21 protein-coding genes are annotated in these 26468 nt (G+C 70.5%); 8 read left to right on the forward strand and 13 right to left on the reverse strand.

Annotated features, from left to right (window positions below; all coding sequences use genetic code 11):
* Position 1: 1 nt before the first annotated feature.
* Positions 2-1450 carry a hypothetical protein gene (locus HUA76_RS33570; RefSeq protein ID WP_174457663.1) on the forward strand — a complete coding sequence of 483 codons (1449 nt, stop codon included), beginning with the start codon at positions 2-4 and terminating at the stop codon, positions 1448-1450.
* 5 nt (positions 1451-1455) lie between these two features.
* Here the strand turns inward: HUA76_RS33570 and HUA76_RS33575 are convergent, their stop codons facing one another.
* The 4 genes from HUA76_RS33575 to HUA76_RS33590 all read right to left on the reverse strand — a co-directional run bounded on the left by HUA76_RS33575 (position 1456) and on the right by HUA76_RS33590 (position 7246).
* A complete protein-coding gene (locus tag HUA76_RS33575; protein ID WP_174463146.1) occupies positions 1456-3996 on the reverse strand; it encodes a hypothetical protein in 2541 nt (846 codons plus the stop codon).
* Between the two features lie 205 nt (positions 3997-4201).
* Positions 4202-5596 (reverse strand): ammonium transporter, encoded by a 1395-nt coding sequence (locus tag HUA76_RS33580; protein WP_174463147.1) that lies wholly within the window; start codon positions 5594-5596, stop codon positions 4202-4204.
* 150 nt (positions 5597-5746) lie between these two features.
* Entirely contained in the window at positions 5747-6031 is a 285-nt protein-coding gene (locus tag HUA76_RS33585; protein ID WP_174463148.1) for a hypothetical protein, read from the reverse strand.
* A gap of 150 nt (positions 6032-6181) precedes the next feature.
* The gene (locus HUA76_RS33590; RefSeq protein ID WP_174463149.1) at positions 6182-7246 is read right to left on the reverse strand and encodes a UvrB/UvrC motif-containing protein; all 1065 of its coding nucleotides are present in this window, start codon (positions 7244-7246) and stop codon (positions 6182-6184) included.
* A 365-nt stretch (positions 7247-7611) separates the two neighbouring features.
* On the opposite strand from HUA76_RS33590, the gene HUA76_RS33595 reads away from it, so the two are divergent.
* Genes HUA76_RS33595 through HUA76_RS33605 form a run of 3 tightly spaced genes read left to right on the forward strand, consistent with a single transcriptional unit; the run spans position 7612 to position 12566 of the window.
* Positions 7612-8763: an efflux RND transporter periplasmic adaptor subunit gene (locus HUA76_RS33595; protein WP_174457659.1), complete on the forward strand. Its 1152-nt coding sequence runs from the start codon at positions 7612-7614 to the stop codon at positions 8761-8763.
* Positions 8760-11882, forward strand: a complete 3123-nt coding sequence (locus HUA76_RS33600) for an efflux RND transporter permease subunit (protein WP_174463150.1) — start codon at positions 8760-8762, stop codon at positions 11880-11882. Before HUA76_RS33595 ends, HUA76_RS33600 begins: the two co-directional genes overlap by 4 nt.
* An 18-nt stretch (positions 11883-11900) precedes the next feature.
* Positions 11901-12566 (forward strand): TetR/AcrR family transcriptional regulator, encoded by a 666-nt coding sequence (locus tag HUA76_RS33605; RefSeq protein ID WP_141646748.1) that lies wholly within the window; start codon positions 11901-11903, stop codon positions 12564-12566.
* Here HUA76_RS33605 and HUA76_RS33610 read toward each other — a convergent pair.
* Positions 12550-12909: a VOC family protein gene (locus tag HUA76_RS33610; RefSeq protein WP_174463151.1), complete on the reverse strand. Its 360-nt coding sequence runs from the start codon at positions 12907-12909 to the stop codon at positions 12550-12552. The two genes, HUA76_RS33605 and HUA76_RS33610, sit on opposite strands and share 17 nt — an antisense overlap.
* On the reverse strand, positions 12906-13514 hold the full coding sequence (gene gstA / locus HUA76_RS33615; protein ID WP_174457655.1) for a glutathione transferase GstA: 609 nt from the start codon (positions 13512-13514) through the stop codon (positions 12906-12908). Before gstA ends, HUA76_RS33610 begins: the two co-directional genes overlap by 4 nt.
* A gap of 316 nt (positions 13515-13830) precedes the next feature.
* On the opposite strand from gstA, the gene HUA76_RS33620 reads away from it, so the two are divergent.
* From HUA76_RS33620 to HUA76_RS33630, 3 genes are all read left to right on the forward strand, one after another.
* The gene (locus HUA76_RS33620) at positions 13831-14673 is read left to right on the forward strand and encodes a hypothetical protein (RefSeq protein ID WP_174463152.1); all 843 of its coding nucleotides are present in this window, start codon (positions 13831-13833) and stop codon (positions 14671-14673) included.
* 155 nt (positions 14674-14828) lie between these two features.
* Positions 14829-15650, forward strand: a complete 822-nt coding sequence (locus HUA76_RS33625) for a TIGR02452 family protein (RefSeq protein ID WP_141646752.1) — start codon at positions 14829-14831, stop codon at positions 15648-15650.
* A gap of 137 nt (positions 15651-15787) precedes the next feature.
* Complete coding sequence (locus tag HUA76_RS33630; protein ID WP_174463153.1) at positions 15788-16624, forward strand: hypothetical protein; 837 nt, start codon at positions 15788-15790, stop codon at positions 16622-16624.
* A 29-nt stretch (positions 16625-16653) separates the two neighbouring features.
* Here the strand turns inward: HUA76_RS33630 and HUA76_RS33635 are convergent, their stop codons facing one another.
* Positions 16654-16914 carry a hypothetical protein gene (locus HUA76_RS33635; RefSeq protein WP_254614659.1) on the reverse strand — a complete coding sequence of 87 codons (261 nt, stop codon included), beginning with the start codon at positions 16912-16914 and terminating at the stop codon, positions 16654-16656.
* A 635-nt stretch (positions 16915-17549) separates the two neighbouring features.
* Between HUA76_RS33635 and HUA76_RS33640 the strand changes: the two genes are divergently transcribed.
* Positions 17550-20198: a winged helix-turn-helix domain-containing protein gene (locus HUA76_RS33640; protein ID WP_174463154.1), complete on the forward strand. Its 2649-nt coding sequence runs from the start codon at positions 17550-17552 to the stop codon at positions 20196-20198.
* Here HUA76_RS33640 and HUA76_RS33645 read toward each other — a convergent pair.
* The 6 genes from HUA76_RS33645 to HUA76_RS33670 form a co-directional block, all read right to left on the reverse strand.
* The gene (locus HUA76_RS33645; RefSeq protein WP_254614660.1) at positions 20195-21778 is read right to left on the reverse strand and encodes a PAS domain-containing sensor histidine kinase; all 1584 of its coding nucleotides are present in this window, start codon (positions 21776-21778) and stop codon (positions 20195-20197) included. The two genes, HUA76_RS33640 and HUA76_RS33645, sit on opposite strands and share 4 nt — an antisense overlap.
* 119 nt (positions 21779-21897) lie before the next feature.
* Positions 21898-23160: a hypothetical protein gene (locus tag HUA76_RS33650; protein ID WP_174463156.1), complete on the reverse strand. Its 1263-nt coding sequence runs from the start codon at positions 23158-23160 to the stop codon at positions 21898-21900.
* Positions 23161-23340: 180 nt separating this feature from the next.
* Complete coding sequence (locus HUA76_RS33655) at positions 23341-23916, reverse strand: YqgE/AlgH family protein (protein ID WP_174463157.1); 576 nt, start codon at positions 23914-23916, stop codon at positions 23341-23343.
* 55 nt (positions 23917-23971) lie between these two features.
* Complete coding sequence (locus HUA76_RS33660; RefSeq protein WP_174463158.1) at positions 23972-24367, reverse strand: hypothetical protein; 396 nt, start codon at positions 24365-24367, stop codon at positions 23972-23974.
* A gap of 392 nt (positions 24368-24759) precedes the next feature.
* On the reverse strand, positions 24760-25359 hold the full coding sequence (locus tag HUA76_RS33665; RefSeq protein ID WP_371823552.1) for an NTP transferase domain-containing protein: 600 nt from the start codon (positions 25357-25359) through the stop codon (positions 24760-24762).
* Positions 25356-26468, reverse strand: coding sequence for an XdhC/CoxI family protein (locus tag HUA76_RS33670; protein WP_174457647.1), 1113 nt, complete (start codon positions 26466-26468; stop codon positions 25356-25358). The genes HUA76_RS33665 and HUA76_RS33670 overlap by 4 nt, the downstream gene beginning before the upstream one ends.

Genomic DNA, 26468 nt, shown 5'->3' on the forward strand with positions numbered 1-26468 from the left:
GATGAGGACGCCGTGGCGCGGATGGCTGCTGCTCGTGGCCTGGCTCGTCGCGGGGAGCGCGTGGGCCCAGGATGCGCACTACTGGACGCGTCAGTTCGGCAACCGGGCGTGGCTGCTTGGCGGCGCGCTGCTCGGAGACCCCGCGGACATCAGCGCCGTCTATTACAACCCCGGCGCCCTCGTGCTGGTGGGCACGCTGGAGCTGGAGCTGACGGGCAGCGTCTTCGAGTTCTCACGCCTGTCGCTCGTCAACGGCCTGGGGCCGGGGAAGGACCTGACGACTTCGCGCTTCGACGCGCTGCCCGCCTTCATCGCGGGCCCGCTGCGCTTCCACGGGCTGGGCCGCGCGCGCATGGGTTATGCGCTCCTCACCCGGCAGGGCTTCGAGACGCTGCTGACGCGGCGGGAGGACTTCACCGGCACCGACCTCGTCGGAGTTCAAGGCCTCTCGCAGTTGTCCTCCGACGTGCGGCTGGAGCACGGCGTGAAGGAGCTGTGGGCCGGCGTGAGCTGGGCGTATCCGCTGAGCAAGTCCCTGGGCGTGGGCATCACCCCGTTCCTCGCGGGCCGGCAGCAGCACGCGGACTTCCTGGCCATCTCCCAGGGGTCGGGCGCTGACGGGCGCGAGCTGCTCGCGACGGTGAGCCGCACCTATCGACTCCAGCACCTGCGCCTGCTGGCGAAAATCGGCGTGAGCTACCAGGAGGAGCGATGGGCGATGGGCCTGACGGTGACGACGCCCAGCCTCGGCATCTACGGCACGGGTGAGGTCGGGCTCGAGCGCGCGCTGAGTCAGCAGGGCCTGCCCCTGGAGGGGCCCGCGCGGGTCTCCAACTTCCAACCAGGCACGCCCGCGCGCTTTCGCAGTCCGCTGTCCGTGGGGCTCGGCGGCAGTCGGGTGCTTGGCGGCACCACCTTGCACGCGGCGGTGGAGGTCTTCGCGCGCGTGCCGGTGTTCCGCATCCTCGACAGCGACCCCATCCCCGTGGAGGGCCCCGAGCGCGTGCTGAGCAGCGACGTCTTTTATGGCCTGGAGCCGGTGGTCAACGCGGCGTTGGGGGCGGAGCACCGCGTAGGCGACAAGCTGCGCGTCTACCTGAGCGTCCACACGGACTTCAGCGCCGCCATCGACCTGCCCAACACCAGCACGCTGCTGGGGACGAGCGACCTGTACCACGTGGCCACCGGCGTCTACTTCCCCGTGCGGCACTCGCGCGTCACCGTGGGCACGGACCTGGCGTGGGGCCGTCAGACGACGCGGCGCTTCTCCGACCTGCTCGCGCTGACGGGCCTGCCGCCCCCGAGCGAGTCGCAGGCGATTCACGTCTTCCACGCCACGCTCGTCGTCGGTCTCACCCTGGGCCTCGGCGGTGGTGAGCGGGAAGAGGACGAGGCGCGACCCAGGTCGGACCTGGAGGTGCCCCTTGTGGATGAGGGCGGGGCCCGGTAGCGCCGTCAGAAGCTCAGCGTGCCGAGCAGCTCGAAGGTGTTGCGGTAGACGTGCACGGGCTCGCTGACCGCGCCCTCCAATGAGCCTGGCGTGGTGAGGTCCCGGATGCCCAGCTCGTGGCGGGACAACACGTAGCCGGCGCGCAGGCCGCCATCGAGGCCGCGCAGCCCGGGGAAGAAGCCCCTCACGAGGATGACGTCCAGACCCGCGCCCAGGTGCAGCGTGTTGGGCCACAGGTTGCGGAAGAAGCCGGGCAGGCGAATCCAGTACGAGTTGGGATTGGCCATCCCCACGCCGTTGATGTTGCCTTCCTCCAGCCGATACCACGTCAGTCCGTAGCCGACCTTGACGTACGGCTGGAAGCCGCCGGGCAGGATGTTGTAGCGGATGCTGCCCGCGTACTCCCACAGGTTCAGCTTCGCGCGGAGTCGGAACAGGGTCTCCTCACCCGCGAGCGGCACGTCGATGCCCACGTCGCTGCGCGAGTGCAGCAGCGTGTTCTCCGACGTGAAGCGGTCCCCCAGATAGAAGCTCACCTTCAGCGTGGGGGAGATGGCCGTGTCCACCACCGGCTGGATGAACCGGGACGGCTGCTCACTGATGGTCGGGTCCAGCGCGAGCAACTGCGGCCCCCACTCGGCGAGCTGCCGGTCATTGAGCAGCAGCGCGGCGAAGTCCTCGTCGAGCAGCCCGATGCTGATGCCCGCCTCCACGCTCGCGCGTCGCCGGGGCAGTTGTTTCTGTGGCGTGTAGACGGGCTCGTGTTTCTCCACCAGCGCGCGGATGGGCAGGCCCACCACCCGGTAGAGGAAGTCGAACGGCGGCAGGCTGATGAGGATGGCCACCGGGCCGTTGAGGAAGCCCAGGTTGTTGGAGAAGTTGTCCTGCACGTCCAGGGGGAAGAACCAGGGCAGCTCTCCGGGCGCGTAGCGGATGAAGCCCGCGTTGGGCGCGGGCCGGTTCCAACCCTCGCTGAAGGCGGGGCCGGTGATGGACAGGTTGCCCATGTCCGAGTGCGCGACGATGCCCGCCAGTGGCGAGGCGGCGGAGGGGTAGCCCCAGCGCAGCGGCAGGATGAGCCAGGACCACTCGCGGCGCACCGACGGGTCGTCGATGGCCAGGTCGTAGACGCGCTCCCAGTCCGGCACCAGGTCGATGCGCTCCGCCATGTCGTAGCGCACCACATCCTCGGGCAGCGGCCGCTTCGGGTCCGACAGGTACTCCTGGTGGTCGAAGTGCTTGGGCACCGCTTCCGTGGAACCCGCGGGGCCTACGTCCTTGAAGACGCCGGGCAGCGGATACGTGGCGTGTGACTCGCGAGCGTGCGGGCCGGGGGAGGCGAGCAACTGCTCCAGGCCCTTCGAGTCCGCGCCGATGTACCCGATGGGGTGCGTGTTGATGCGGGTCTCCTTCTCGTCCGCCCAGACGTAGCTGCGCACCCGCGCCAGCAGCTTCTTCTCGCCGGGTCGGTCCTCGCCCCGCAGGTCCACCAGCTCCTCCCACTGCTTGCGCGGCAGGTACGCGTTGGGGCTCGCGAAGTCGAAGACCATGGAGTTGCGGTGGAAGAAGTACTCGGTGCGCTTGAGGACCAGGGGGTCCGGGCCGTCGGCGGCCCAGCCGCCCGCGAGGATGCGCCGCATTTCGTCCTCGGTGAGCGGGCGCTCCACGGCGGACAGCGGCGAGATGACGGCGCTCACGTGCTCCCAGTCGCCCTCGTGATTGTTGCCCCCGGCGTTGAAGGGATAGAAGAACCAGTACTGGATGAGCAGCTCGTAGCCGCGCAGGCCGTGCTTCGCGTCGCGCACCTCCGAGAGGAACGGATGCGCGTAGACCTTCTCCGTGCCCTGGTAGCGGCGCGCAATCTCATCCGGCGTGGGGCTCGCGTACGCCTCATGCCACGTCGAGGGGTTGAAGCCCGGGAAGTCGAAGTACATCACGGTGAAGGGCGCCTGCTCGGCGGCCACCGCGTCCTGTCGCAGGCGGGGAATGGTGGGGTGGTCCGGGTGGAACTCCCGCAGCAGCGCGATGAGGCGGCAGTCGTCGCGCGCATCCCGTCCGGACTGCTCCGTCTGGAGCGCGACTTCGGGTGCGCCGTCCTCGGGACAGGGATGGCCGAGTGAGGAGAAGTTGATGGAGTCGCTGCGCATCAACACCGAGCCCGGCTTCGCCAAATCCCACGTGTCCAGGTTCAACAACAGGCCGCCGGGCAAATCTCGGAAGGCCTTGTGGTCCATGGGGAAGGTGTACGTGTTCTTCACCAGGATGGGCGCGAAGCGCACCGCCAGCGCCTGCAGCACCCGGAACCGGTTGTCGTCCATGCCGTCGCGCGGCGTCTCGTCGCGGTAGGACGGGTCCGCCGTGTCGCCGTAGAGCGAGAGCGCCTCGCTGGCCGTCGTCTGCCGGACGATGCGCGGGTAGGCCAGGGGCACGTAGCGGAAGTACTCCTCGCGCGTCGGCGGCTCGGAGGCCCGAGCGTCGCTCGGGCGCGTCAGCAGGCCCGCGAGCAGCAGGGCCTGTGCGGCATGGACCGCGATACCGTGGCGCATGGTGTCCCCCCGGGACTCGCGGCGCAGTGCCTCACGTGGGCGCTCGCGATGAGGGGAGCCTAGGAGGCGCGCCCGCGCGCAATCCCCGGGGATGTGCCGGGAGCGTCGGACACCGTACGGATACCCGGGTGCGAAGGGGAGGCACTCACCCCCACGCACCCGGTGGTCAACAGTCGCGGCGCGCGGGCTCGCGCGCTTGCTCCGCTCAAGCGGGCAGCGGCTCCGTGGAGCCCTGCGTCGTCGCGGTCGCCGGAGGCGCGGACGGCGCTTCGCTCGGGGCGGCGCGCGGCGCGGGGGCGATGGTCGACTCGCCCATCGTCTCGCCGTGCTGGCTCAAATCCAGGCCCTGCTCCTCCGCCTCGCGGGTGACGCGCAGGGGCACGATGCGGTCCACCAGCTTGTAGAGCAGGTAGGAGCCGATGAAGGAGAAGGCGGACACCAGCGCGAGCGCCAGCATGTGCATGAAGAACGTCTTCGTCTCGCCGTAGAGCAGCCCCACATCCTTGGCCAGCACGCCGGTGAGCACCATGCCCACCACGCCACCCAGTCCGTGACAGGGGAAGACGTCCAGCGTGTCGTCGATGGACGTGCGGCTCTTGAGGTGCACCGCCGCGTTGCTCACGAAGCTTGCGACCAGGCCCACCATGATGCTCTGCCCCACGGTGATGAAGCCCGCGGCAGGCGTCACCGCGACCAGGCCCACCACCGCGCCCACGCACGCGCCCATGGCGCTCGGCTTGCGGCCGCGCAGCCAGTCGAAGGCAATCCAGCCCAGCATCGCCGCCGCGGACGCCGTGTTCGTGGTGGCGAAGGCCAGCGTCGCCAGCGACGAGGCCGACAGCGCCGAGCCCGCGTTGAAGCCGAACCAGCCGAACCACAACATGCCCGTGCCCAACATCACGAAGGGCAGATTCGCCGGCGTGTGCGACGCGTTCTCCAGATGGACCTGCCGGCGGCCCAGCACCAGCGCGCCCGCCAGCGCCGCGAAGCCCGCGGACATGTGCACCACCGTGCCGCCCGCGAAGTCCAGCACTCCCCACTCACGCAGGAAGCCCTTCGGGTGCCACGTCCAGTGCGCCAGCGGCGCGTAGATGACCAGCGTGAAGAGCACCATGAAGAGCACGTACGCCTTGAAGCGCACCCGCTCCGCGAAGGCGCCAGTGATGAGCGCCGGGGTGATGATGGCGAACTTGAGCTGGAACAGCGCGAACAGCATCAGGGGAATCGTGGGCGCCAGGTCCGGGTGCGTCTCTCCACCGACGCCGCTGAACATGAAGAAGGTGCGCGGGTCGCCGATGATGCCGTGGATGCTGTCGCCGAAGCAGAGGCTGAAGCCCACCACCACCCAGAGCAGGCTGATGACCGCCATGGCGATGTAGCTCTGCAGCAGCGTGGACACGACGTTCTTCAGCCGCACCATGCCGCCGTAGAAGAAGGACAGGCCCGGCGTCATCAACAGCACCAGCGCCGTCGCGGTGAGAATCCACGCCGTGTCCGCTGGGTTGATGGGCCCCCCTTGCTTCACCTGCGCCGCCGGCGTCACCAACATGCCCGCCACGCCCACTCCCACCAGCAGGGCCAGTGCCAACCACTTCTTCATCGCGTCACCCCAAGGAAGACTGACGCAATGCAGTATGAGGCCGGCGTGGGCCAGATTCAACGGACCGGAGTCTTAAATCCCGTCGGATACAGCTAAAAATCGATAGAATTGGGCTTAAAATTCATGAATCTGGGCGGGATGTAGGGTCATCTACTTCACGATGATGCGGCCACCCTTGATGTCCAGGTCCTCGCCGCCCTTGAGGACGACGTTGCCCCCGTCTGTCTGGATGGTGCAGGGCCCCGAGCCCTGGATGGTGACGGAGGCCGTCTGGCTCTTGCCGAACGAGACGGAGGTCTTCACGCCGCTGCACACCGCCGTCCAGGTGTAGTCGCGCGAGTCGCGGTTGTAATAGCGCACGGTGACGGCGGCCCATGCGGCCGACGACGCCAGCAGGCCGGCCACGAGGGTGGCTATCGAGAGCCTGGCTTTCATTGTCTCCCCCTTTGAAGGAAGTGGCGCAGTCATACCCGTTGGCCCTGACGCGCGCTCGTCACGCGAGGTGAGACATACCCGCCGAGGCGGCTGGCTTCGTCCCCGCGTGGAGTCCTACGCAGACATACGAACCGGGCGCGCGCGCCTGGCTCACGTGTGCGTCGGTGGCGCCGCGGTGGCCTGGTCGAACTCGTCGGGGTGGAGGTGGAACCAGCGGGCGATGAGCATCACCTCCTGGGCCTCGTGGGCGCGCAGGCCGAGCGTCTCGGGCTCGGGGCGCTCGAAGATTTCCCGGACGCGGGCCTCCAGGGCTTCGCGCTCCTCGGGGGTTCGCGGCGCGGGCCACTCGTCGCGCACGCTGCCCCGGCGCAGGACGTAGACGCGGTCCTCTCCGGCGTGGCCCGGCACCGTGTACACGAAGGACAGCCGCTTCATCGTCCGGCCCAGGGAGACCATCCACTCGCGGAGGTTCTTCAGGCGCTCCGCGCGGTCTCTCAGCTCCGCGGCGTACTCGAACTGCAGGCGCCGGGCGGCCAGGGCCATGCGCTCGTGCAGCAGGGTGAGCGGGACGTCGGAGGTGCCTTCCAGGAAGGCCCGGGCCTGGGCGATGCGGGCGTCGTACTCGGCATGGGTGCAGCCGCCGGCACAGGGCGCGAGGCAGCGGGAGAGCTGGCCGCGCATGCAGAGGGGCTCCTGCTTCAGCGGGAAGAGCTGGCCCTGGTTGGCCAGTCGCATCGGTGTGTCCGCCGCGCAGTCTCTCAGCTCGAGCAGGTCATTCACCGCGCGCACCACGTCGGAGACCGCGCCCTGGCCCTGGAAGGGGCCGTAGTAGTCGCCGCTCGCGCCGGTGACGCGCCCTACGACGTGCAGGCGGGGCACGGCCTCCTTGGTGAGGTGGAGGAAGCAGTGTCCCCGGTCTCGCTTGTGCTCCACGTTGTAGAGGGGGCGGTGGAACTTGATGAGGCGCAGCTCGCGCAGCAGCGCGGCGAACTCGCTGGGCGTGTGCTCCCACTCCACCTGATGCGCGTGGGCGATGATGTCCGCCGCCTTGTCGCCGGGCTCCGCGCGAAAGTAGGAGAGCAGCCGCGAGCGCACCCGCACGGACTTGCCGACGTAGAGCACTTCGCCCGAGGGCCCCAACATCCGGTAGATGCCGGGCCGGTTCTCCGCGTTCGCGCGGACGTGTTCGAGGAGTGAGGCGACGCGGGAAGACATGTGCGGCGAAGGCCCGGCCCTGTGCGTGCCGGACGACATGTCACCGTACACCTCGGTGCGGGCCTCGCGCGGCCCTCGCCTCTTCCTTCCAGCGTGCTTGTCCGTGGGGCGGACGGCCTGGTCGCATGCGAAGGCGAGCAGGTGAGGAGGGGGTTGGTCGCGCCCGCGACGCGCCACACGCGAGGCCGCCGCTCGCCATGAGGGCACCCGTCCACGTCCAGACTCCGATGGGGGGTTTATGAAGTTATGTGAACCACCTTGTCTCGTTTAGTTAACGGCGTTAAGTGGTGGTCCTGTGTAAACCCGGCCTCGCGATGAGGAGGGGTGTCTGCCTGCCTCGATGAAGGCGGGAGGGAGTCGCCGTCATGGTGCGTGCCCCGTCGTTGACCCTGTCCGCCGCGTGGATGAGCGGCTTCGCCATCCTCGTCGTGGGGCTGTTGTCCCTGGTGGGGTGCTCGCGCCCGGCCACCGCCGCTCCGGGGCCTGCTTCCTCCGGTGAAGCGCCCGTCCAGGTGCGCTCCGTGCCCGTCGTGGCGGAGGAGGTCACCCGTCCGGTGCGCGCCAGCGGGGTGCTCGCCGCGAAGCAGGAGCTGCGGTTGTCCTTCAAGCTGGGTGGCATCGTCAGGCAGGTCGCCGTGGACGAGGGTCGGTCGGTGACGCGAGGGCAGGTGTTGGCCGCGTTGGACCCGTCGGAGATTGGCCCCCAGGTGGCCCAGGCTCGCGAGGCGAGGGACAAGGCGGCCCGAGACTTGGAGCGCGCGAAGCAACTTCACGAGGCCCAGGTGGCCACGCGCGCGCAGCTGCAAGACGCCACCACGGCCTTCGAGGTCGCCGACGCCGCCTGGAGCGCCGCGGCCTTCAACCAGCGACAGGCCACCCTCGTGGCGCCCTCGAACGGGCGCATCCTCCGGAGGCTGGTGGAGCCCGGTGAGGTGGTGTCCCCCGGCCAGGCCCTCTTCCAGTTCGCGAGCGCGGATGGCGGCTGGGTCGTCCGCGTGGGCCTGACGGACCGCGACGTCGTGCGCGTGCGGGAAGGGGACGCGGCGGAAGTATCGCTCGACGCCTACCCCGGCCGGACGTTCCAGGCGCGTGTCAGCGAGATTGCCAGCGCCGCCACGCCGGGCCTGGGCACGGCGGAGGTGGAGCTCGAGCTGCGACTCCCCAAGGAGGTTCCCGCACGTGTGGCCGGCGCCGACGAGCGAGGTGGCGCGGAGCCCTCCCCGCGACTGTTGTCAGGCCTCTCCGCGAAGGCGCGGGTCCTTCCGTCCGAGCGGCAGACGGTGCGCTTCATTCCCGTGGAGGCACTGCTGGAAGGGGACGGTGACGTGGCCAGCGTCTTCATCGTGAACCCGGATGGTCGGAGCGCGCGGCGCCAGCGCGTGAGGGTGGCCTTCCTCTCCTCCGAGGACGGCCGCGCGGCCCTGTCCGAGGGGCCCGACGTGGGCGCCCACGTCGTCACGGATGGCGTGGCCTTCCTCCGCGACGGCCAGGCGGTGGCGGTGGTGGAGGCGCGATGAAGCTCTCCACCGCGGCCGTGAAGAACCCGCAGCTCACCCTGGTGGTGTTCGCCATGTTGGTCGCGCTGGGCGTCTCCAGCGCGCTGTCCATTCCCCGCGCGGAGGACCCTGTCTTCCCGATGCCGGGCTTCACGCTCATCGCCGTGTACCCCGGTGCGAGCCCGGCGGACCTCGAGCAGCTCGTGGTGGACCCGCTCGAGGAGGCCTTCGAGGAACTCGATGACGTGAAGGAGGTGCGCAGCCAGATGGAGGACGGGCTGGCGCAGCTGGAAATCGAGTTCGAGTCCTCCACGGACCCGGATGACAAACACGCGGAGGTGCTGCGGCAGGTTACCGCCACGCGGCCCCAGCTTCCCTCGGGACTGGTGCGCCTGGAGGTCCTCCGTCACAGCGCGGCGAACGTGAGCGTGGTGCAGTTCGCCCTGGTGGGGCCCCATGTCTCCGCGCGAGAGCTGGAGCGGCACGCGGACGCCCTGGCGGACCGGCTGACGCATGTGTCCGGCGTGAAGAAGGCGGAGGTCTTCGCGGCGACGAAGCAGGAGGTGCGCGTGTCGGTGGACCCGGAGCGACTGGCGCGCGTGGGCGTGTCGCTGGAGCGGGTGCTGCAAGCGCTCGGCGGCGCCAACCTCAATGTCCCCGCGGGCAGCGTGGACCTGGGCGCGCGGCGCTTCAACGTGAAGACGAGCAGCGAGTACACGTCGCTCGAACAGGTGCGCGCCACCGTGGTGTCCGGTGGAGAGGCGGGCGTGGTGCGCCTGCAGGACGTGGCGGACGTGTCGTTTCGGGACCAGGACGCGGTGCACCTGGGCCGCTTCAACGGCGAGCGCGCTGTCTTCGTCGGCGTCACGCAGAAGGAAGGTGGCAACGTCTTCGCGGTGAGGGATGCGTCGCTGGCGGCCGCCCGCGAATGGGCCCGGGAGCTACCGAAGGGCGTGCGTTTGGAGACGGGGTTCGACCAGTCGCTCCAGGTGGAGCGGCGGCTGGGCGGCTTCGCGATGGACTTCGCGCTGGCGCTGGCCCTGGTGCTGGTGACGCTCCTGCCCCTGGGCTTCCGGGCCAGCCTCATCGTCATGGTGTCCATTCCCCTGTCCCTGGCCCTGGGGCTCGCGGCGCTGCACCACGCGGGCTTCACGCTCAACCAGCTCTCCATCGTCGGCTTCGTCATCGCCCTGGGGCTCCTGGTGGATGACAGCATCGTGGTGGTGGAGAACATCGCCCGCTTCCTGCGCATGGGGCGCAGCCGGGTGCGGGCGGCCATCGAGGGCACGTCGCAGATTGGGCTCGCCGTGCTGGGCTGCACCGCCACGCTGGTGTTGTCCTTCGTTCCGCTGCTGTTCCTGCCCGGCACGTCCGGTCAGTTCATCCGCAGCCTGCCCATGGCGGTGGTGTTCACCATCCTCGCCTCGCTGCTGGTGTCGCTCACGGTGATTCCGCTGCTGGCCAGCCTCTTCCTCTCGGAGGGCGAGCACCCGGAGGGCAACCGCGTGCTGCGCTTCTTCCACCACTTCATCGAGCGCAGCTACCGCCCGCTGCTGCACCGCGCGCTGGCGCGGCCGGTGGTGACGGTGGTGGTGGCCGCGGCGCTCTTCGTGGGCAGCCTGGCGCTGGTGCCGGTGGTGGGCTTCAGCCTCTTTCCGAAGGCCGGCACGCCCATGTTCTACGTGAAGGTGGAGACGCCCGAGGGCGCCAGCCTCCTGGAGACGGACCGGGCCGTGCGCTTCGTGGAGGACGCCCTGCGCCGCCGGCCGGAGGTCGTCTCCGTCTCCGCCAACGCGGGGCGGGGCCATCCGTCCGTCTACTACAACGTCCAGCCGAGCGCGGAGCGACCCAACGTGGGCGAGCTCTTCGTCCAGCTCCAGGACTACGACTCGGAGACGACGCCCGCGCTGCTCGACGGCCTGCGCGCGGAGCTGTCCGCGTACCCCGGCGCGCGCATCGAGGTGCGCGAGTTCGAGCAGGGGCCTCCCATCGAAGCGCCCGTGGCGGTGCGCCTGGTGGGGCCGGAGCTGGAGACGCTGCGCACGCTGGCCGCGCGGACCCAGCAGGTGCTGGAGACGACACCGGGCACCCTCTACGTGAAGAACCCGGTGCAGACGCGTCGCACGGACCTCCAGGTGGAGGTGGACCGGGAGAAGGCGGGGCAACTGGGCGTGCCCGTGGCGGAGGTGGCGCGCGCGGTGCGCTTCGGGCTCGCGGGTCTGCCGGCGGGCACCTTCCGCGACGAGGCGGGCGAGGACCATCCCATCCTCGTCCGGATGCCGCTGGAGTCCGGCGCGTGGCCGGCATTGGGCGCGCTGGAGCGCCTGCATGTGGCCAGTGTCACCGGCGCGCAGGTGCCGCTCATGCAGGTGTCCCAGGTGCGCCTGGAGGCCAGCCCCAACCGCGTCACCCACCACGACGGCGAGCGCTCCGTCACCGTCTCCGCCAGCGTGGCCACCGGCTACATCAACGACAACGTCATCCAGGACGTGCTGCGCCGGCTGGACGCGGAGGTGAAGCCGCCGCCGGGCTACCGCCTGGAAGCGGCCGGAGAGCTGGAGAGCCGCCAGGAGAGCTTCGACGGCGTGTCCGCGGCCGGCATCATCGCGGCCTTCGGTGTGCTGGCGGTGCTGGTGCTGGAGTTCCGCACGTTCCGCAGCACGCTCATCGTCGCGTCGGTGATTCCGCTGGGACTGGTGGGCGGCATCCTCGCGCTGTTCCTCACCGGCAACACGCTGTCGTTCACCGCCTCCATCGGCTTCATCGCCCTGGTGGGCATCGAGGTGAAGAACAGCATCCTCCTGGTGGACTTCACCAACCAGTTGCGCGCGCGGGGCCTGTCCGTGGACGAGGCCATCGAGCAGGCGGGCGAGACGCGCTTCCTGCCCATCCTGCTCACCACGCTGACGGCCCTGGGGGGCCTGCTGCCCCTGGCGCTGGAGCACAGCAGCCTCTACTCACCCCTGGCGTGGGTCATCATCGGTGGGCTGATTTCCTCCACCGTCCTCACCCGGGTGGTGACGCCGGTGGTGTACAAGTTGCTGGCCCCGGAGGTGGAGCGGGAGGGCGAGGCACCGGCCAGCGAGGGGCCCGCGTCCCCGCTGCCCGGCTCCGTCGCATCGGCCGGTGGCGCGGCATAGCGGCACTCGAGAGGCACCATGGGCATCAAGGAGCGACGAGAGCGGGAGAAGCAGGCGACGCGGCAGCGCATCCTGGATGCGGCGCGCGAGCTCTACGTCCAGGAGGGCTACGAGGCGATGACGATGCGGCGCGTCGCCGAGAAAATCGAGTACAGCGCCACCGCCATCTACGTGCACTTCAAGGACAAGGCCGCGCTCATCCAGGAGCTGTGCGCCCATGACTTCCTGCGCTTCGCGGAGGTGCTCAACAAGGTCGCCAAGGTGAAGGACCCGGTGGAGCGCCTGCGGAAGATGGGGCGGGCGTACATCGACTTCGCCCAGGAGTACCCCACCACCTACCGCCTGCTCTTCATGGAGCGCCGCCCGGCCGAAGTGGGGACCACGGGGCCGGACGGCCCGGAGCAGGGCAACCCCGAGCAAGATGCCTATGCCTTCCTGCGCCAGTCCGTGCAGGAGGCGAAGGACGCGGACTGCTTCAGGCCCGAGCACCAGGACGTGGAGCTGGTGAGCCAGGCGCTCTGGGGCGGCCTGCATGGCCTCGTCGCGCTGCACCTGGTGATGGGACCCGAGGACAAGTGGATCGACATGCGTCCACTGATGCGCACCGCGACCCTGATGATGGACCTGCTCCTGGAGGGCCTCTGCAAACCCTCCAGGTCAGGCGGCGCTACGCGGGCTCGATGAAGTTGAGCCGGTAGCCGTCCGGGTCGGTGACGATGACCTCCCGGGTGTGCCACGGCTGGATGGCGGGGCCCTCCACCACGGCCCCCTGCGCCTGCGCCCGCAGGAGCACCTCGTCCAGGCCGCTGGTGCCCTCGACGCGGAAGCCCACGAGCACGCCCAGTCCCCGCCGGCCTTCCAACTGCAACTGCGTCGGAGGCGTGACGAGGTAGACGTCCACCGCGCCCGCCCACTGAAGGCGGACGAAGGGCGGCTCTGCTTGGGTGCGCTCGAAGCCGAGCGCCTCGTAGAACGCCAGGGAGCGCGTCAGGTCCGAGACGAGCAGCTTGACGAAGGCCGGAATCACTTCTTGAGGCCTTCGGCGGCCAGCGCCGCCTGCACGTGGGGACGCTCGGCGACGCGCGCGTGGTAGGCCTTCACGGCGGGGAACGCCTCCAGGTCCACCTGCATGGGCTTCGCCCAGTTCAGCACGGTGAAGAGGTACGCATCCGCGACGGTGAACTGCTCACCCATGAGGAACGTGTTCTTCGACAGGACCTCGTCCAGCGTCTTGAAGCGCACCGCGAGCCGGTCCTTGTAGATCTTCTTCCCCTCGTCCGGGAACGCCGGGTTGAAGAGGGGGCTGAAGGCCTTGTGAATCTCGGTGGAGATGAAGTTGAGCAGCTCCTGGAGCTTGTAGCGTTCGATGGAGCCGTTGGCGGGGGCCAGCTTCGCCTCGGGCGCCTGGTCCGCGATGTACTGGACGATGGCGGGCCCTTCCGTCAGCACCGTGCCGTTGTCGAGCTGGAGCGCGGGGACATAGCCCTTGGTGTTGACGGCGAAGTAGTCCGCGCCGGTCTCCGTCTTCTTGCCGCGCAGGTCGACCTTCTCGAGGTCGAACTTCAGGCCCGCCTCACGCAGGGCGATGTGCGGGGACAGGGAGCAGGCACCGGACGAGTAGTAGAGCTTCATGGGAGCGCATTCCTCACGTGGGGGGTTCGAGGCGCGCAGTTCTGCACCTTCCCGGGAGGGGATGCCACCGTTTCGATGCGGGGCACCGGGTGGTGCCGGGCAGGCGGGCGGGTGGACGGCACGTGGCGCCCGCCGCGCTCCTGGGTCCGCCGGGCCCCGCTGCCGGGGGCGCGCTCGGAGTGGTAGTTGTTTCGCTCGGAGGTTGGCGCCGGCCCGGGGAGCCCGCCACGCCTCCTTACCCCCAGAGCGAGCCCCGGCCCCGCGGGGCGCTCCGTCAGACATGGCCGGGCCTCGCGCCCGAACCTGGAAGGACCCTATGCGTTTCAAAGTCACTCTGTTGCTGCCCATCGCGTTGCTGGCGTGGGGCGTGATGCCGGCGTGCTCCGGTGATGACGATGACAAGCCCGGCGATGATGGTGGCTCCAATCCCACCGACTCGGGCACCGACGCCGGCAGCCCCCCGGGCGATGGCGGCACGGGCAACGCGTCCTGCCCCACCGGCGCCATCCTCTGCGAGACGTTCGAGAACGGCTCCGCGGGTTGGGATGTCGGCCGCGAGCACTCCACCATCGAGGCGGACGGCACGAAGCCTCACACCGGCGCGCGCTCGCTGCACATCGTGACGGAGGACGGCATCGACGAGAAGCAGAACGAGGGCCAGGCGATTGCGCGGTGGATGAAGAGCATCCCCCCGTTCGACACGCAGCTCTTCGTGCGCGCGCACGTGTTCATGAACGCCTTCCCTGGCGACCAGGGGCAGATGGGCACCTACTTCGTCCTCTTCTCCGACACGAACTCGGACTTCGGCGGCATCGAGCTGCAGGTCATCCGAGACACGGGGTTCGCGCTCGATGACTGGTCCGCGCGGGCAGGGCAGGGCTGGAATCGTCAGGGCCCGCCCGTCAACCTGGGCATGTCCACCGGCCGCTGGGTCTGCCTGGAGTGGGAGGTGCGCCGCCCCACCGCGTCGAGCACCCACGGCAACGCGCGAGTCTATGTGGACGGCGCGCTGGCCCACGACTTCACCGACATCGGCATGCGCTCCTTCAACAACTTCTGGGTGGGCTACGGCTTCGTGCATCCCCAGGGGCCGTCGGCCTCCGAGACGTGGGTCGACAACCTGGTGGTCAGCCGCACCCAGCGCGTCGGCTGCGAGTAGCACCCCGCCTCACCGCCGGCCCTGGCGCACCCCGGGGCCGGTGGCTCGTTCCTCCCCGTCGCGCGACACCTGTCAGGACGGGTTGATAGAGTTCGTGTGTAATAAACACGAAGTCTCGCCGCCTTTTCGCGGCGGAGGTCTGTCAGGAGCGGGTCATGTCGTTGAAGGAGCTTGCGCGGCAAACGGTGCGAATCGCGGAGCTGGGGACGTATGAGGCGCCCTCGGGGCGGAGCGTCTCGCTGGGGAACCTGGTGGCGCGTGCCGTGAGCGGGACGTTGCTGTACCGGCCCGACGACTTCGGGCGGCTCCCTCCCTTCGAGCCGGGCCTGGAGCGTCCGGACCTCCACATCGAAGTCACGGGCGAGAAGACGGGGCAGGCCGCTCGGCGGTTGGTGGAGGAGGAAGGAGAGACGCGGGTCGCCGCGCTCAACTTCGCCTCCGCGAAGAACCCGGGCGGCGGCTTCCTGGGCGGCGCGAAGGCGCAGGAGGAGGACCTGGCGCGCTGCTCGGCGCTCTATCCGTGCCTGCTCTCGCAGCGGGGCTACTACGACGCGAATCGCGCCGAGCGCTCGATGCTGTACACCGACCACCTCATCTACTCGCCGGACGTGCCGTTCTTCCGGGGCGACTCGCTGGAGCTGCTGGAGCGGCCCTTCTGCCTCTCCGTGCTCACCGCGCCCGCGCCCAATGCCGGTGAGGCGCTCCGGGTGGACGTGGGACTGCGGCCTCAAATCCACGAGGTGCTGCGCGCGCGGGCGCTGAAGGTGCTCCAGGTGGCGGCCCACCAGGGCCATGAGGTCCTCGTCCTGGGAGCATGGGGCTGCGGCGTCTTCCGCAACGAGCCGGTGGAGGTCGCCAACGCCTTCTCGCTCGCCCTGGCGGCCCTGCCCGGCGCCTTCAGGCGCGTGGTGTTCGCGGTGTACGAGCGGAGCGGTGACGGGCCCAACCCGCGCGCCTTCCGCGAGCACTTCGCGTGACGTGGCGTCGGGGGCGGGGCGGCGGATTTAACTCGGTTTAATTCCACCTCCGCCCCGGTTTGGACGACAACTCCCCAAGCATTCACTTCAGGGGGAAGTCGATGACAGGGGATTGGGGCGGTCCGGGGGAATCGCCGATGGCTGGGGGGCGAACGGCGGAGCTCGCCGTGCTCGCGAGCGGGACTTCATGGCTCCTGCCGACGCGGGATGCTCGCACCGTCCGCGTCCTCGTCGGCCCCACGGGGATGTTGTCGGTGCTCCAGGACTTCGCGCGCGGCGTGGGGGGCGCCGCCGCGGGTCCGGGCATCGCGGGGGACGACCTCTGCTTCACGGGGTGGCAGGTGGACTTCGACGTCACCCTGGACGAGGGGCTGGCGGCGTACCACCAGCTGCTCTCCGCTGGAGCGCTCTCCGACGAGGTGTGCGAGGCGCGCGGCGTCTCCACGGCGACGGTGCGAGTCGCAGTGGGGGAGGCCCGCTTCGTGGGCTCGGAGTCGTGGCTCGGTCGCGAGGCCAGTGTCTTCACCACCGACGAGCGCACGGGGCGCGAGGACTTCCAGTACACGGCGCTCCTGGGGAATCTCATCCTGCGCAGCCGGGGCGAGGTGGGCGATGCGCACAGCCACGTCCACGAAGTCACGCTGACGGGGGTGGCCCACCAGCTCGTGCAGGCGCTGCGCCGGGTCCACCCGAGGACCGCGACGCATGACGACACGGCGGTGCTCGTCTTCACGGCGGACGAGGCCGAGCGGCTGCGTCAGGGCGCGCGGGACTGGATGCTGGCCGCCGAGGAGGGACACCCCGCCGGCGAGGATGGCACCCCGGAGTGGGTGCGCGGGCTGGCCAGCGCGGAGTCCGCGGAAGAGGCCATCACCCGGCTCTGCACCTCCGCGAGCGATGCGGCCCGCGTGGCGGAGCGTGTGCTGGAGCTGGGCGCGCTCCTGCTGGAGTCAGAGGCGGCGGCCCAGGTGTGAGGCGTGGCGCCAAAGAGGGCGCCCATGCATCAGGGATAGCGAGCGAAGACGGGCACCGCCATGGACACCGGCTCTGAAGAAGAGAGCTCCGGCTCCGTGGTGGTCAGCGGCTGGTAGGCATCCACGGGCGCCGCGCAACCGACGACGAACTCAGCGGCCTCGCGGAGTTTCTCCAGGGCGCGCTCCGTGCAGTGCAGGGTGACGAGGGGGAGGAAGCCCGGCTCACTCATCCACTTCACCGCTCCCAGCAGGTGATGCGCGCTCAGGAACCCCATCACCTGGTCTCGCAAGGCGCGGCTCTCCTCTCCCGCCGCGAGCAGGACTGCACGCCTGTCTCGCGGGGGCGGCGGGGGCTGTCGAGGCCCACGCTCTTCCCGGGGCATGATGATGGTTTCAATCCACATCGGAGCGCCCTCCGGACGGAAATCCCAATGGCGCGCTGACCAGGTGAGGCTGCTTGCTCCCTGGCCATTGGGACGCTGGGGAATGATGCGCGATTTCACTTCGAGTTGTTTCGCTTCGCGCGCCAATTCCTTCTCGGAGGGCGACAAATTGTGAAAAATCGGAGTGACCCTGAAACACACGATGTCTGGGGTTGGCCCACAGGGTGGGTGGATTCCGCGTAGTGGCGAACCCTCAGTCGTTGACGGCTGGACATAGGGATACGGCCGGAGGGTGTGTCAGGCTGGGGCACATGAGACCTGGCCGCGCGGTGACGCCCGAGACGCTGTCCCTGTCGCTTCTCACCCCGAGTGAGGGCGAGCGAGCGCCGCGCGGCGAGGGCGGTTCCTGAGTCGGTCCGAGGTCGATCATGCCCACCGGAACGCCCTCTCCCCGCAGTCGACGCAGGCGCACTGAAGGCACCGTCTCGCGCGCTGCCCGTGCGTCGCGAGAGGAGGCGTCGCGGGCCGGAACGCCGAGAGGGTTGGGGCCGCCCGCCGTCTTCGTGGGGCGCAAGCAGGAGCTCCAGCGGCTGGGCACGTTGCTGAAGCGCGTGCGCACGGGCGTCGTCTATGGGCTGCCAGGGGTGGGCAAGTCCGCGCTGGTGGCCGCCGTCGCGTCGCGCCACCGGGGGCCGGTGGTCCACCGCCGCATCGCTCCTGGGGACACGTTGGACGCCGTGGTCGACGACGCGCGCCGCCTCTTGCGCGAGGCGCCCGTGGCCCAGGCCTTGTCGGATGACTCGCGACTGGAGGATCTGGCGCGAGAGCTGGAAGCGCGCGGGGCCTTGTTCGTCCTGGACGACCTCCATGTGCTGCGGCCCGAGGAGCGTCTCGCGTTGGTGGAGGGGCTCGGCGGGCGGCTGCGCCAGGGCGCGTTGCTGGCCACCTCGCGTGAGGAGGTGCCGCGCCAGGCCACCAGTCCGGACCGCTTCGAGCTGCGGCTGGATGGGCTGCCGGAGGCCGCGGCGAAGCTGCTGTGGCGGCAACTGGACACGCTCTATGGCGCGCGGGAGGGCTTCGCCGCGGCGTGGGCCCGCTCGCGGGGCGTGCCCTTCCTCCTCAGGCGCGCGCATGCGAATGACGCGGACGTGGAGGAGCCGGTGCGCGCCGCCCTCGCCGCGCTGCCTCCGGACGAGCGGCATGTGGCCGCCGTGCTGGCCCTGTCGGAGCTGCCACTGCCCGCCTCGGCCCTTCGCGACGTGCTGCCAAAAGAGGCGGCGGGCGAGGCGCTGCGGCGGCTCTCCGCCCGGCTCCTCGTCGAGACGGACGCGCGGGGCCGCCACGGCGTCCACGACCTGGTGCGCGAGGCCTTCCAGACGTTGCTCGACGCCGACGAGGCACGCGCCGCGCACGAAGCGCTCCTGGGGTTGCTCGCGCGCGAGCCCCTGCCGGAGGTGGTGCGGGTGCGCGCGATGTGCCGCCATCTCCAGGCACTGGGCCGCCATGAGCAGCGCCGTTCCTTCGTCGTCGAGCAGGCGGAGGCCCTCGTGCGGCAGGGCGCCGCGGGGGAGCTGCTGGCGCTGCTGGGCTCGCTGTCGCCCGCGCTGTGCACGCCGGACGTGGGGCTTGCGCGCGCTCGTGCCCAGGTGCGGCTGCTGGACTTGCGCCGCGCGTACGCGGAGCTCGTGGCGCTGCTGGCCTCACTGGGGGACGCGGAGGATGCGCGGGGCGCGGGGCTGCGCGAGCAGGTGGGCACGGTGCTGGTCCGGGTGGCCCTCTTCTCGCTGGAGCTGCCCGCGTGTGAGCGGACGCTCGGGTCCATGCCCATGCCGCGCGACGCGGAGGTCTTCCTCCAGCAACTGCTCGCCTGGGCCGCGTTGCGCTTCTTCCAGGGCCGGTTGGATGAGTCCCTGGAGATGCTGGACGCCGCGTGCGCCGCATCCGACGACAAGCGCGTGCTCGGCTGGTGCGCCTATGCCCGCGCGCTGATGTGCTGGATTGAAGGCCGGGACGAGGGGCTCGAGGAGCCCCTGAGCCAGTGTCTGTCCTTGCTGGAGGGCGCGCCGCTCGACTCGCGCGGGCCGCTGGTGGCCGCGATGTCCGCGGGCATCCTCAGTCGGCTGGGGCGCTTCACGCAGGCGCAGGCCGCGCTGGATGGCGTGCGGGAGCGGCTGGGACAGCTGGGCGCGCCGAGGCTCGCGCTGGAGCTGGACTGCATCGCCGCGCTGGTGCTCGGAGAGCGGGGCGAGCGTCGCGCCGCGCTTGCTGGCCTGCGAGAGGTGGCCGTGCGCGCGGAGCAGGGCGGCTATCTCTTCGTCCACCACCTCTCCCGCGTTGGCGCGGGCCGCATGCTGTTGGAGCTGGGGCGGCGCGCGGAGGGACTGGCGCTGCTGGACGACGCGGCGGCGGATGCACGCGCGCGCGGCGCCGAGGGCCTGGTTCGCGCCGCCGAGACGGCCCGCGCCTCGGACGTGCTGCGACAGGTGGAGCGCCCTGGCGCCGTGGAGCCTCGCGAGGTGCGACCGGGCGTGGCGGCGCGACAGCGGGCGCTGGCGGCGCTGGCCGCGGCGACGGCGGGCGACAGCGTGCGCGCGGAGGGACTGCTGGCGTCGCTGGAGCCCCTCGCGCGAGGCGAGGACTTCGCGATGGAGCGCGCGTTGGCCCACCTGTCCCGGGCCATGCTCCACCGGCTCTCCGAGCGCGCGACGGAGGTCCGGGGTTCGATGGAGGCGGCGGCGCGCTCCGCGTCGGAAGGCGCGGCGGACCCGGAGCTGATTCCGGAGCTGGCGCGCACGCTCGCCTCGCTGCGGGTGGTGACGTCCGACGGCTCCCGGCTCGCCGTCGAGGCGCCCGTCGCCGCCTCGGACGCGGTGGTGCTGGACGCCAGGGACCATGCCCTGCGCGCCGGAGGCCACACCGTCTCGCTGGCCACGCGCGTGCTTCCCCGCCGCCTGCTGTACGCCCTGGCTCGCCAACCCGGGCGCACGCTGTCGAAGGAGGCGTGTGTGCGGGCCATGTGGGAGGCGGACTATGACCCCCGCCTGCACGACAACGCGCTGCGCGTCCACGTGCGCCACCTGCGGGAGGTGCTGGAGGGCACTGGCGCGCGCCTTTTGTTCGAGGACCCGGGCTATCGCCTCGAGGTGCCTCGGGGCTTCGCCTTCGTCCGCGACGAGCCCGGCGCGTCCTAGAGCGGCAGGTCCACCACGAACGTCGCGCCACCGCCGGGCGAGTCCTCCACGCGGATGTGGCCGCCGTGGGCCTCGACAATCTGCTGGACGATGTAGAGCCCCAGCCCCATGCCTCCGCGCCGCTGCGCGTTGTCGCCCTGGGTGAAGCGCTCGAAGATGCGCTCGCGGTCCTTCTCCGGGACGCCCTGCCCGTTGTCCCGCACCATCAGGCGGAGGGTGCCGCCGTAGCGCGTGAGCGAGAGGAACACGGGGTTGCCCGAGCCGTAGCGCAGGGCATTGGACAGCAGGTTGCTCACCACCTGCTCCATTCGCAGCCGGTCGAAGCGGCCCATCATCGGCCCCTCCACCGCCGCATTGAGCTGCACCCCTGTCTGACGGGCCTCGTCTCCGAAGCGCGCGACGAGGTCGGAGACGACGGCCGCGAGGTCGCCCTCGGTGAAGTGGAAGTCCAGCTTGCCCGTCCGGATGCGGCTGACATCCAGCAGGTTGTCCACCAGCGCGCTGAGCCTGCGCAGTTGTCGCTCGGTGGCCTCCAGCTTCGCCTGCACCTTGACCGAGCCGAGCGTCTCCGTGGGCGCGCTTTCGCTCATGCGCCGCAGCAGCTGGGCCTGGAGCCGCAGGGACGTCAGCGGCGTGCGCAGCTCGTGGCTGGCCAGCGAGAGGAAGTCGTCGCGCGTGCGCACCGCTTCCTGCAGCGCGAACTCCGTCTCCTTCAGCGCGGTGATGTCCAGGATGGCGCCCCGGATGACCACCACCTTGCCCGTCGCGTCGCGCAGCACCCGGGCCCGGCTGGTGAGCCAGTGCCACGAGCCGTCCGGCCAGTACGTCCGGAAGGTGGAGATGTACGAATCCGTCTTGCCCGCGAAGATGTCATCCAGTTGCGACTGGACGCCCGGCCGGTCGTCCGGATGCAGCGATTCGATGAACCGCTCGTGGGTCCACTCCGTCAGCGGATGCGGATAGCCGTAGAGGCGGTCATGTCCCTCCGAGCGGAACACCTGCCCGGTGGCGAGGTTCGTCTCCCAGACGGCCATCTGCGCCGAGTCCAGCGCCACCTGGAAGCGCTCGCCGAGCTGACGGAAGCGCTCCTCGGTCCGCGCCACCTCGTTCTCCGCGCGCTGCCGGCGGGTGATGTCGGCCGCGAGCACCCACGTCTCCTCGCCGACGACCTGGACATTCACGTCCAGCCAGGTGCGCGAGGGCAGCTCCGCCAGGAAGCGTCCGCCTTCGCGGGTGGCGAGCGCGGCCATCAACCGCTCGTGCAGGGACGTGCCCGCGAGCGCGGGCTCCGCCACCCACGGCTCCTGTCCCCGGAGCTGGTCGGCGGGGAGGCCCAGGAGCGCGGCGGCGCGGCCGTTCACCTCTCGAATCCGCCCATGGGCGTCCAGGCAGAGGAACGCCTCGCTCATCATCTCCCGCAGCACACACAGGCGCGCGTCGGCGGAGAGGCCCGCCTCGTCAGCGGCGGCGGCGGGCAACACTCGCGGGTCGTGGGAGGTGTCTTTCGAGGAGCCGGACACGGGGGACGGCGCGGGGTTCATGTAGAACTGAACCGTCCCCTGGCGCTCCAAATGCGTCAAGTCGCCTCCTTTGTTCGGAGAATCGTGACGCGGGCCTGCGTCCGCACGCCGGGCCATCCACCGGAGCTTGCTTCGACCCCTCTTCCGGCTGACTCCGCGAGGCGGACGGGGCATGCGGCTCAGGACCCGCCTGAAAGCGCGGTCGGGTCCTCGATGGGTGTCGGCATGACCCACAGCCCCGTGGGCTGGAGGTACGCCTGGTCGAAGGCGTAGAGGATGCCCGTCCACCGGTCCATGAAGACGGCCCAGTTGTACTCCGTGGGCGGAGACGTCAGGGGATTCCCGTCGCGGTCCGGCTGGCTGTACGCGTAGTCGGCGTAGTTCCAGACCACCGTGCCGAACTCCGTGCGCAACAGCGGGGTGAGAATCTGGAGCAGCGCGACGCGCGACACCTCGTCCGGTCGCGGCACCGCGGGCGAGAAGACGGGCTGCGCCATGTCATGTTGCTCGCGCCAGGCGATGTAGTTGTTGCCCATGGCCACCAGCGCGTCGCGCTCGGCGGGCGTCGGCGCCACGCGGGCCTTCTCGTAGAGCGCGAAGGCGGCCACCAGCAGGCTCTTGTAGTGCATCCCCGGGAAGACCTGCTCGAACAGGTAGGGACGCGGGACGTCGTATGCGTGCGCCAGCGCGTAGGCATACGCCTGCGAGGCCTGCGCGGGCACCGAGTCCACCAGCGTGAACTCCGTCAGCACGCGCTCCGGCGTCACCGCGCCCGCGCCCCGGCGCCAGTCCAGGTACAGCTGCCCCGAGCCGCCGATGTCCGTGAAGATGGCGAGGTTGCCCTCGTGGAGCGTGCGCTCCAGCGTCATGACGATGCTCTCCGCCTTGTCGAGCGGCCAGAAGCCCGGAGCGCTCCAGTAGAGCGCGGCGAAGCGCGCGGCCGTGGCGGCCAGCGTGCGCACGTCCAGCAGCGCCGCGCCGTTGAGCGACGTGATGAGCGCGGCGAGCGAGGAGGCCGCGTCGATGGGAAGTCCGCGCAGCACCAGCTCCAACCCCAGTTGCTCGGGCGAGACGCGCAGCTGGGCGTTGAGTCCCACGCGCTGGAGCGCATGGAGCACCGACAGCGAGGGCTGCCCACGCGCCGCGGCGATGATGCGCTTCGCGATGGCCGTGCCCAACATGCCCTCACCTCCGGTCTGCGAGGCGTGGGGCGCGAAGGTGAACCAGTTGGGCCGCACGGCGCTGGCGCCGCCGGGTTCGAGCGTCGGGTCCAACACCGCGCCCAGCTCATAGGCGATGGCGATGTAGCCCAGGGTGATGCGGCGATTGTCCTCCAGCGGCGTCGCCGCCGGCTGGGCCAGGGCGGACGTGGAGGTCAGCGCGGTGGCCAGCGCCAGGACGGAGAAGAGGTGGAACGGGGCAGGGGAGCGGAGCTGTCGCATGGGGAAACCGTCTCGGAGTGGCGGGGCCCTGGGGAGGTAGTCACGGGCCAGGACCTTCCCAAGCCATACCGGCGTCGCCGCATTGCAGCAGTGTCCGGAGGTCGACGAATCCAGGCCGTGCGATTCCCATGCGTCCCATGAGCGGGGCTGCACGAAGGAAGGCGGGAGTGCGTCACGCCCTCACAGGTGCCGAGCGGCGTGCTCCACCCACAGCGAGCCCGGCGCGGTGAACACATCCGTCGCGCGGCCCTCCATCACCCACCAGCCTCCCCGGGCGAGCTCCTCCTCGAGCTGTCCGGGGGCCCAGGCGGCCAGGCCTTCGAAGGTGAGCGAGGAGCCGACGGGCAGGTGAGGCTCCCGGCTCCCTTCGTACCAGGAGAGGCCGCCTGGCAGGGGATGCGCTCCCTCGGGTGGCGGGCTTCGCAGCGTCAGGGTGATGCGGTGCTCCGCGCGGACCGGCCCGCCCCAGCGGTCCACGCCCACGGGAAGCGGCTGGTCCTCCTGGGTGCGCACGCGATTGAGCACCAGCCCCCAGGTGCTCCGCGCCTCGCCCGCGTCCAGCAGCAACACCACCGTCTCGTCGAAGGCGCCAGACACGCGGCCGGGTCTGGCGACGAGGAGCGAGCCCGACTTGAGCTCCACGGGCTCATGCTCCAGCGCCTTGAGCGCGTCGATGAGGCGGGGAAAGAACAGGAGCATCGACAGCGCGAGGAGGAACAGCATCCATCCCAGGGGGCGCCGGGCCAGGTGCCTCACGTCGCCACACCTGGGCGACAGGGGCCACACGTCCGCGCTGTCGAGGCGCTCACGCTCACGGCTTGCGAGGCGGCGGGGTGGGCTGCTGGAGCTCCGCCAGGTGCTCCGCCTTGAAGCGGGCCAGGGCCTCGCCCGGGTCGATCTCCTCGAGCCGCTCGGCCTTCGCGCGAGAGGACGCCGTGAGCTGCTCGAAGTCGGGGAGGTCGGACAGGTCGCGCTGCTTCTTGCCGCCGTGCAGCCAGCGCAGCGTCAGCACGAAGATGACGTAGATGCCGAGGGCGATGAGGCCGTACTTGAGGAACCACTCGGCCAGCCCGATGACGATGCCGATGGAGGCAATGGCGAGCAGGATGCCGATGGAGAACAGGAAGATGAACTCTCCCGACAACCACTTGAAGGCGAGCACGCCCAGGCCGACCTTGATGAGTGTCTGCTGGTCCTTCTTCTCCATGAAGTATTCCCCCCTGGGCGGTGGCCGCGGGCGTGAGCCATGAGGTGCCCTCCGCGTGCCACCCTGCGGACAGCATAAGTTGAACAGCGGGCGACTGTAAGGGCGGACGGACGCGAGGTCGCGACCTTGCTGCCGTCCGGGGCCCCTGCCTCTGTCAGCGCCTCGCGTGCCAAGACCGCTCGTCCTCCTGTTGTGGCTGCTCCTGGCTGGCGCCTCCGAGGGCGCGCCGGAGGAGGCGGGAGTCTCGCGTGTCTTCCCCGTGGAAGTCGTCACGGAGGTGCTGCGAGACCGGGTGGGGCTCCTGTGGGTGGGAACGCGCGAGGGGCTTTATCTTCACGACGGCCATCGCTTCCGGAAGTTCCAGCAGGAGCTGGGCCAGGAGGGCTCGCTGGTTACTTCAGCCGGGCCAGGTCCAAGGGAGTGTCCACGTCCTCGGAGCCGCCCGGGAGCAGGACGGTGGCGACACGCGAGGGCTCACGGGCAATCACCTTGCGCGCACCTTGCTCGGGGGAGAGCGACTCCAGCTCCGCGAACACCGAGCGGGCGAACAGGGCGGGCACGCCGCGAGTCCCGTCGTACTCGGAGGCCACGACGGGGGCACCGGTGCTTCGCCAGGCGGCCACGAGCGCCGCCAGATGCGCGGCATCGACGCGAAGCTGATCGCACAGCATGACGAGCACGGCCTCCACGGGATGCGCGTCGGTTGTCGCGAGCATCGCCGCGAGTCCCGCCGTCAGCGAGCCACCCGGGCCGAGTGCCCAGTCGGAATGCGCCACGGTTCGCACGGGCAGCCCGGTGAGCTCCGATGCAATGGCTTCTTTGTGAGCGCCCAGGACGACGACGACGGGCCCACCCAGGCAGAGGGCCGCTTCGGCGGCGCGACGAACCAGCGTCTGGCCTTGATGGACGACGAGCTGCTTGGGGTGCCCGAGGCGAGAGGAGCCTCCCGCCGCCAGCAACACCACGCCCACCGTTGTGCGCTCAGCGGTCACGCGAGCTTCCGCACGGGAGGCGTTGCCGCCGTGTGGATGGGCGCCTGTCGCTCGCGCAGCTTCCCGCCCTCTCGGTCCGCGACGACGGCCTGAAGCTCGGCGACGATGGACAGGGCAATCTCCTCCGCGCCCTCCGCGCCCAGGTCCAGCCCCACGGGCGCGTGCAGCTTCTCCAGCATCGCCGCGCTGGGCGCCGGAGAGAGCGCCGCGAGCAGCCTGTCCGTGCGAGAGCGAGGCCCCAGCACGCCCAGGTAGCGCAGGGCCCGAGGCAGCAGGCCCGCCAGCAGCTCCTGGTCCTGGGGCAGGCTGTGCGTCATCAACACCGCCAGCGTGCGTGAAGACAGGGGCACTGTCGCGGCGGCCTCGCGCGCCTTCGCGGACACCACCGCGTGCGCGAGGGGAAAGCGGCGCCGCAAGGTCTCCGTGGGGCGATCCGCGACCACGGTCACCTGCCATCCCAGTCCCGCCGCCTGCACCACGACGGGCGCCACATCGAAGCCGCTGCCAAAGAGCACCAGCGCATGCGGAGGCTCCACCACCTCCACCAGCACGTCCGCACCGCCACACGGGCCGCTCCAGGTGCGCCCCACCTCCAGCGCCTCGCGAGCCGCCTCGCGAACGGCGTCCCCCAGGGGGCCCGCGATGTGACCGGCCTCCAGTCCGTCATCGCGCAACATCAGTCGCGCCCCGACGGCGTGCGTGGGCCCCTGGTACACGGTGGCGACGACGGCTCGCCGTCCCAGGTTTCGTGCCTCGGCCGCGAAGGCGAGCGCATCCACGGGGCCCGGCTCGCAGCGCTCCAGCAAGACATCCACGACGCCATTGCAGCCGAGCGCGAAGGACAGGCCCCCTTCGTCCTCGGCGCCTTCTCCCGTGGAGTCGTAGCGCAGCACGCGCGGGCCGGTGCTCGTCCAGAAGAACGCCTTGCGGACGATGTCTGCCTCCAGGCAGCCGCCGCTCACTCCACCCGCGAGCCAGCCATCCTCGCCCATCAACATCCGGGCGCCGGGCTTGCGGTATGACGAGCCGGACACGGCGACCACCGTGGCCAGTACCCAGGGGCCCCGCGAGTGCGCGCGGGCGCGGAGGATGGCGTCCAGGTCCTTCAT

The sequence above is a fragment of the Myxococcus sp. CA056 genome, from assembly GCF_013336715.1.
Classification (GTDB): Bacteria; Myxococcota; Myxococcia; order Myxococcales; family Myxococcaceae; genus Myxococcus; species Myxococcus llanfairpwllgwyngyllgogerychwyrndrobwllllantysiliogogogochensis.

What these genes read in the sequence shown, in the direction of transcription:
- HUA76_RS33590 (WP_174463149.1), bottom strand. Translation starts at nt 7,246, where the DNA reads ATGTCTTCCCGCGTCGCCTCACTCCTCGAACACGTCCGCGCGAACGCG.
- HUA76_RS33625 (WP_141646752.1), top strand. Translation starts at nt 14,829, where the DNA reads ATGTCGTTGAAGGAGCTTGCGCGGCAAACGGTGCGAATCGCGGAGCTG.
- HUA76_RS33575 (WP_174463146.1), bottom strand. Translation starts at nt 3,996, where the DNA reads ATGCGCCACGGTATCGCGGTCCATGCCGCACAGGCCCTGCTGCTCGCG.
- HUA76_RS33660 (WP_174463158.1), bottom strand. Translation starts at nt 24,367, where the DNA reads ATGGAGAAGAAGGACCAGCAGACACTCATCAAGGTCGGCCTGGGCGTG.
- HUA76_RS33620 (WP_174463152.1), top strand. Translation starts at nt 13,831, where the DNA reads ATGCGTTTCAAAGTCACTCTGTTGCTGCCCATCGCGTTGCTGGCGTGG.
- HUA76_RS33585 (WP_174463148.1), bottom strand. Translation starts at nt 6,031, where the DNA reads ATGAAAGCCAGGCTCTCGATAGCCACCCTCGTGGCCGGCCTGCTGGCG.
- HUA76_RS33650 (WP_174463156.1), bottom strand. Translation starts at nt 23,160, where the DNA reads ATGCGACAGCTCCGCTCCCCTGCCCCGTTCCACCTCTTCTCCGTCCTG.
- HUA76_RS33600 (WP_174463150.1), top strand. Translation starts at nt 8,760, where the DNA reads ATGAAGCTCTCCACCGCGGCCGTGAAGAACCCGCAGCTCACCCTGGTG.
- HUA76_RS33595 (WP_174457659.1), top strand. Translation starts at nt 7,612, where the DNA reads ATGGTGCGTGCCCCGTCGTTGACCCTGTCCGCCGCGTGGATGAGCGGC.
- HUA76_RS33630 (WP_174463153.1), top strand. Translation starts at nt 15,788, where the DNA reads ATGGCTGGGGGGCGAACGGCGGAGCTCGCCGTGCTCGCGAGCGGGACT.
- gstA (WP_174457655.1), bottom strand. Translation starts at nt 13,514, where the DNA reads ATGAAGCTCTACTACTCGTCCGGTGCCTGCTCCCTGTCCCCGCACATC.
- HUA76_RS33605 (WP_141646748.1), top strand. Translation starts at nt 11,901, where the DNA reads ATGGGCATCAAGGAGCGACGAGAGCGGGAGAAGCAGGCGACGCGGCAG.
- HUA76_RS33580 (WP_174463147.1), bottom strand. Translation starts at nt 5,596, where the DNA reads ATGAAGAAGTGGTTGGCACTGGCCCTGCTGGTGGGAGTGGGCGTGGCG.
- HUA76_RS33670 (WP_174457647.1), bottom strand. Translation starts at nt 26,468, where the DNA reads ATGAAGGACCTGGACGCCATCCTCCGCGCCCGCGCGCACTCGCGGGGC.
- HUA76_RS33570 (WP_174457663.1), top strand. Translation starts at nt 2, where the DNA reads ATGAGGACGCCGTGGCGCGGATGGCTGCTGCTCGTGGCCTGGCTCGTC.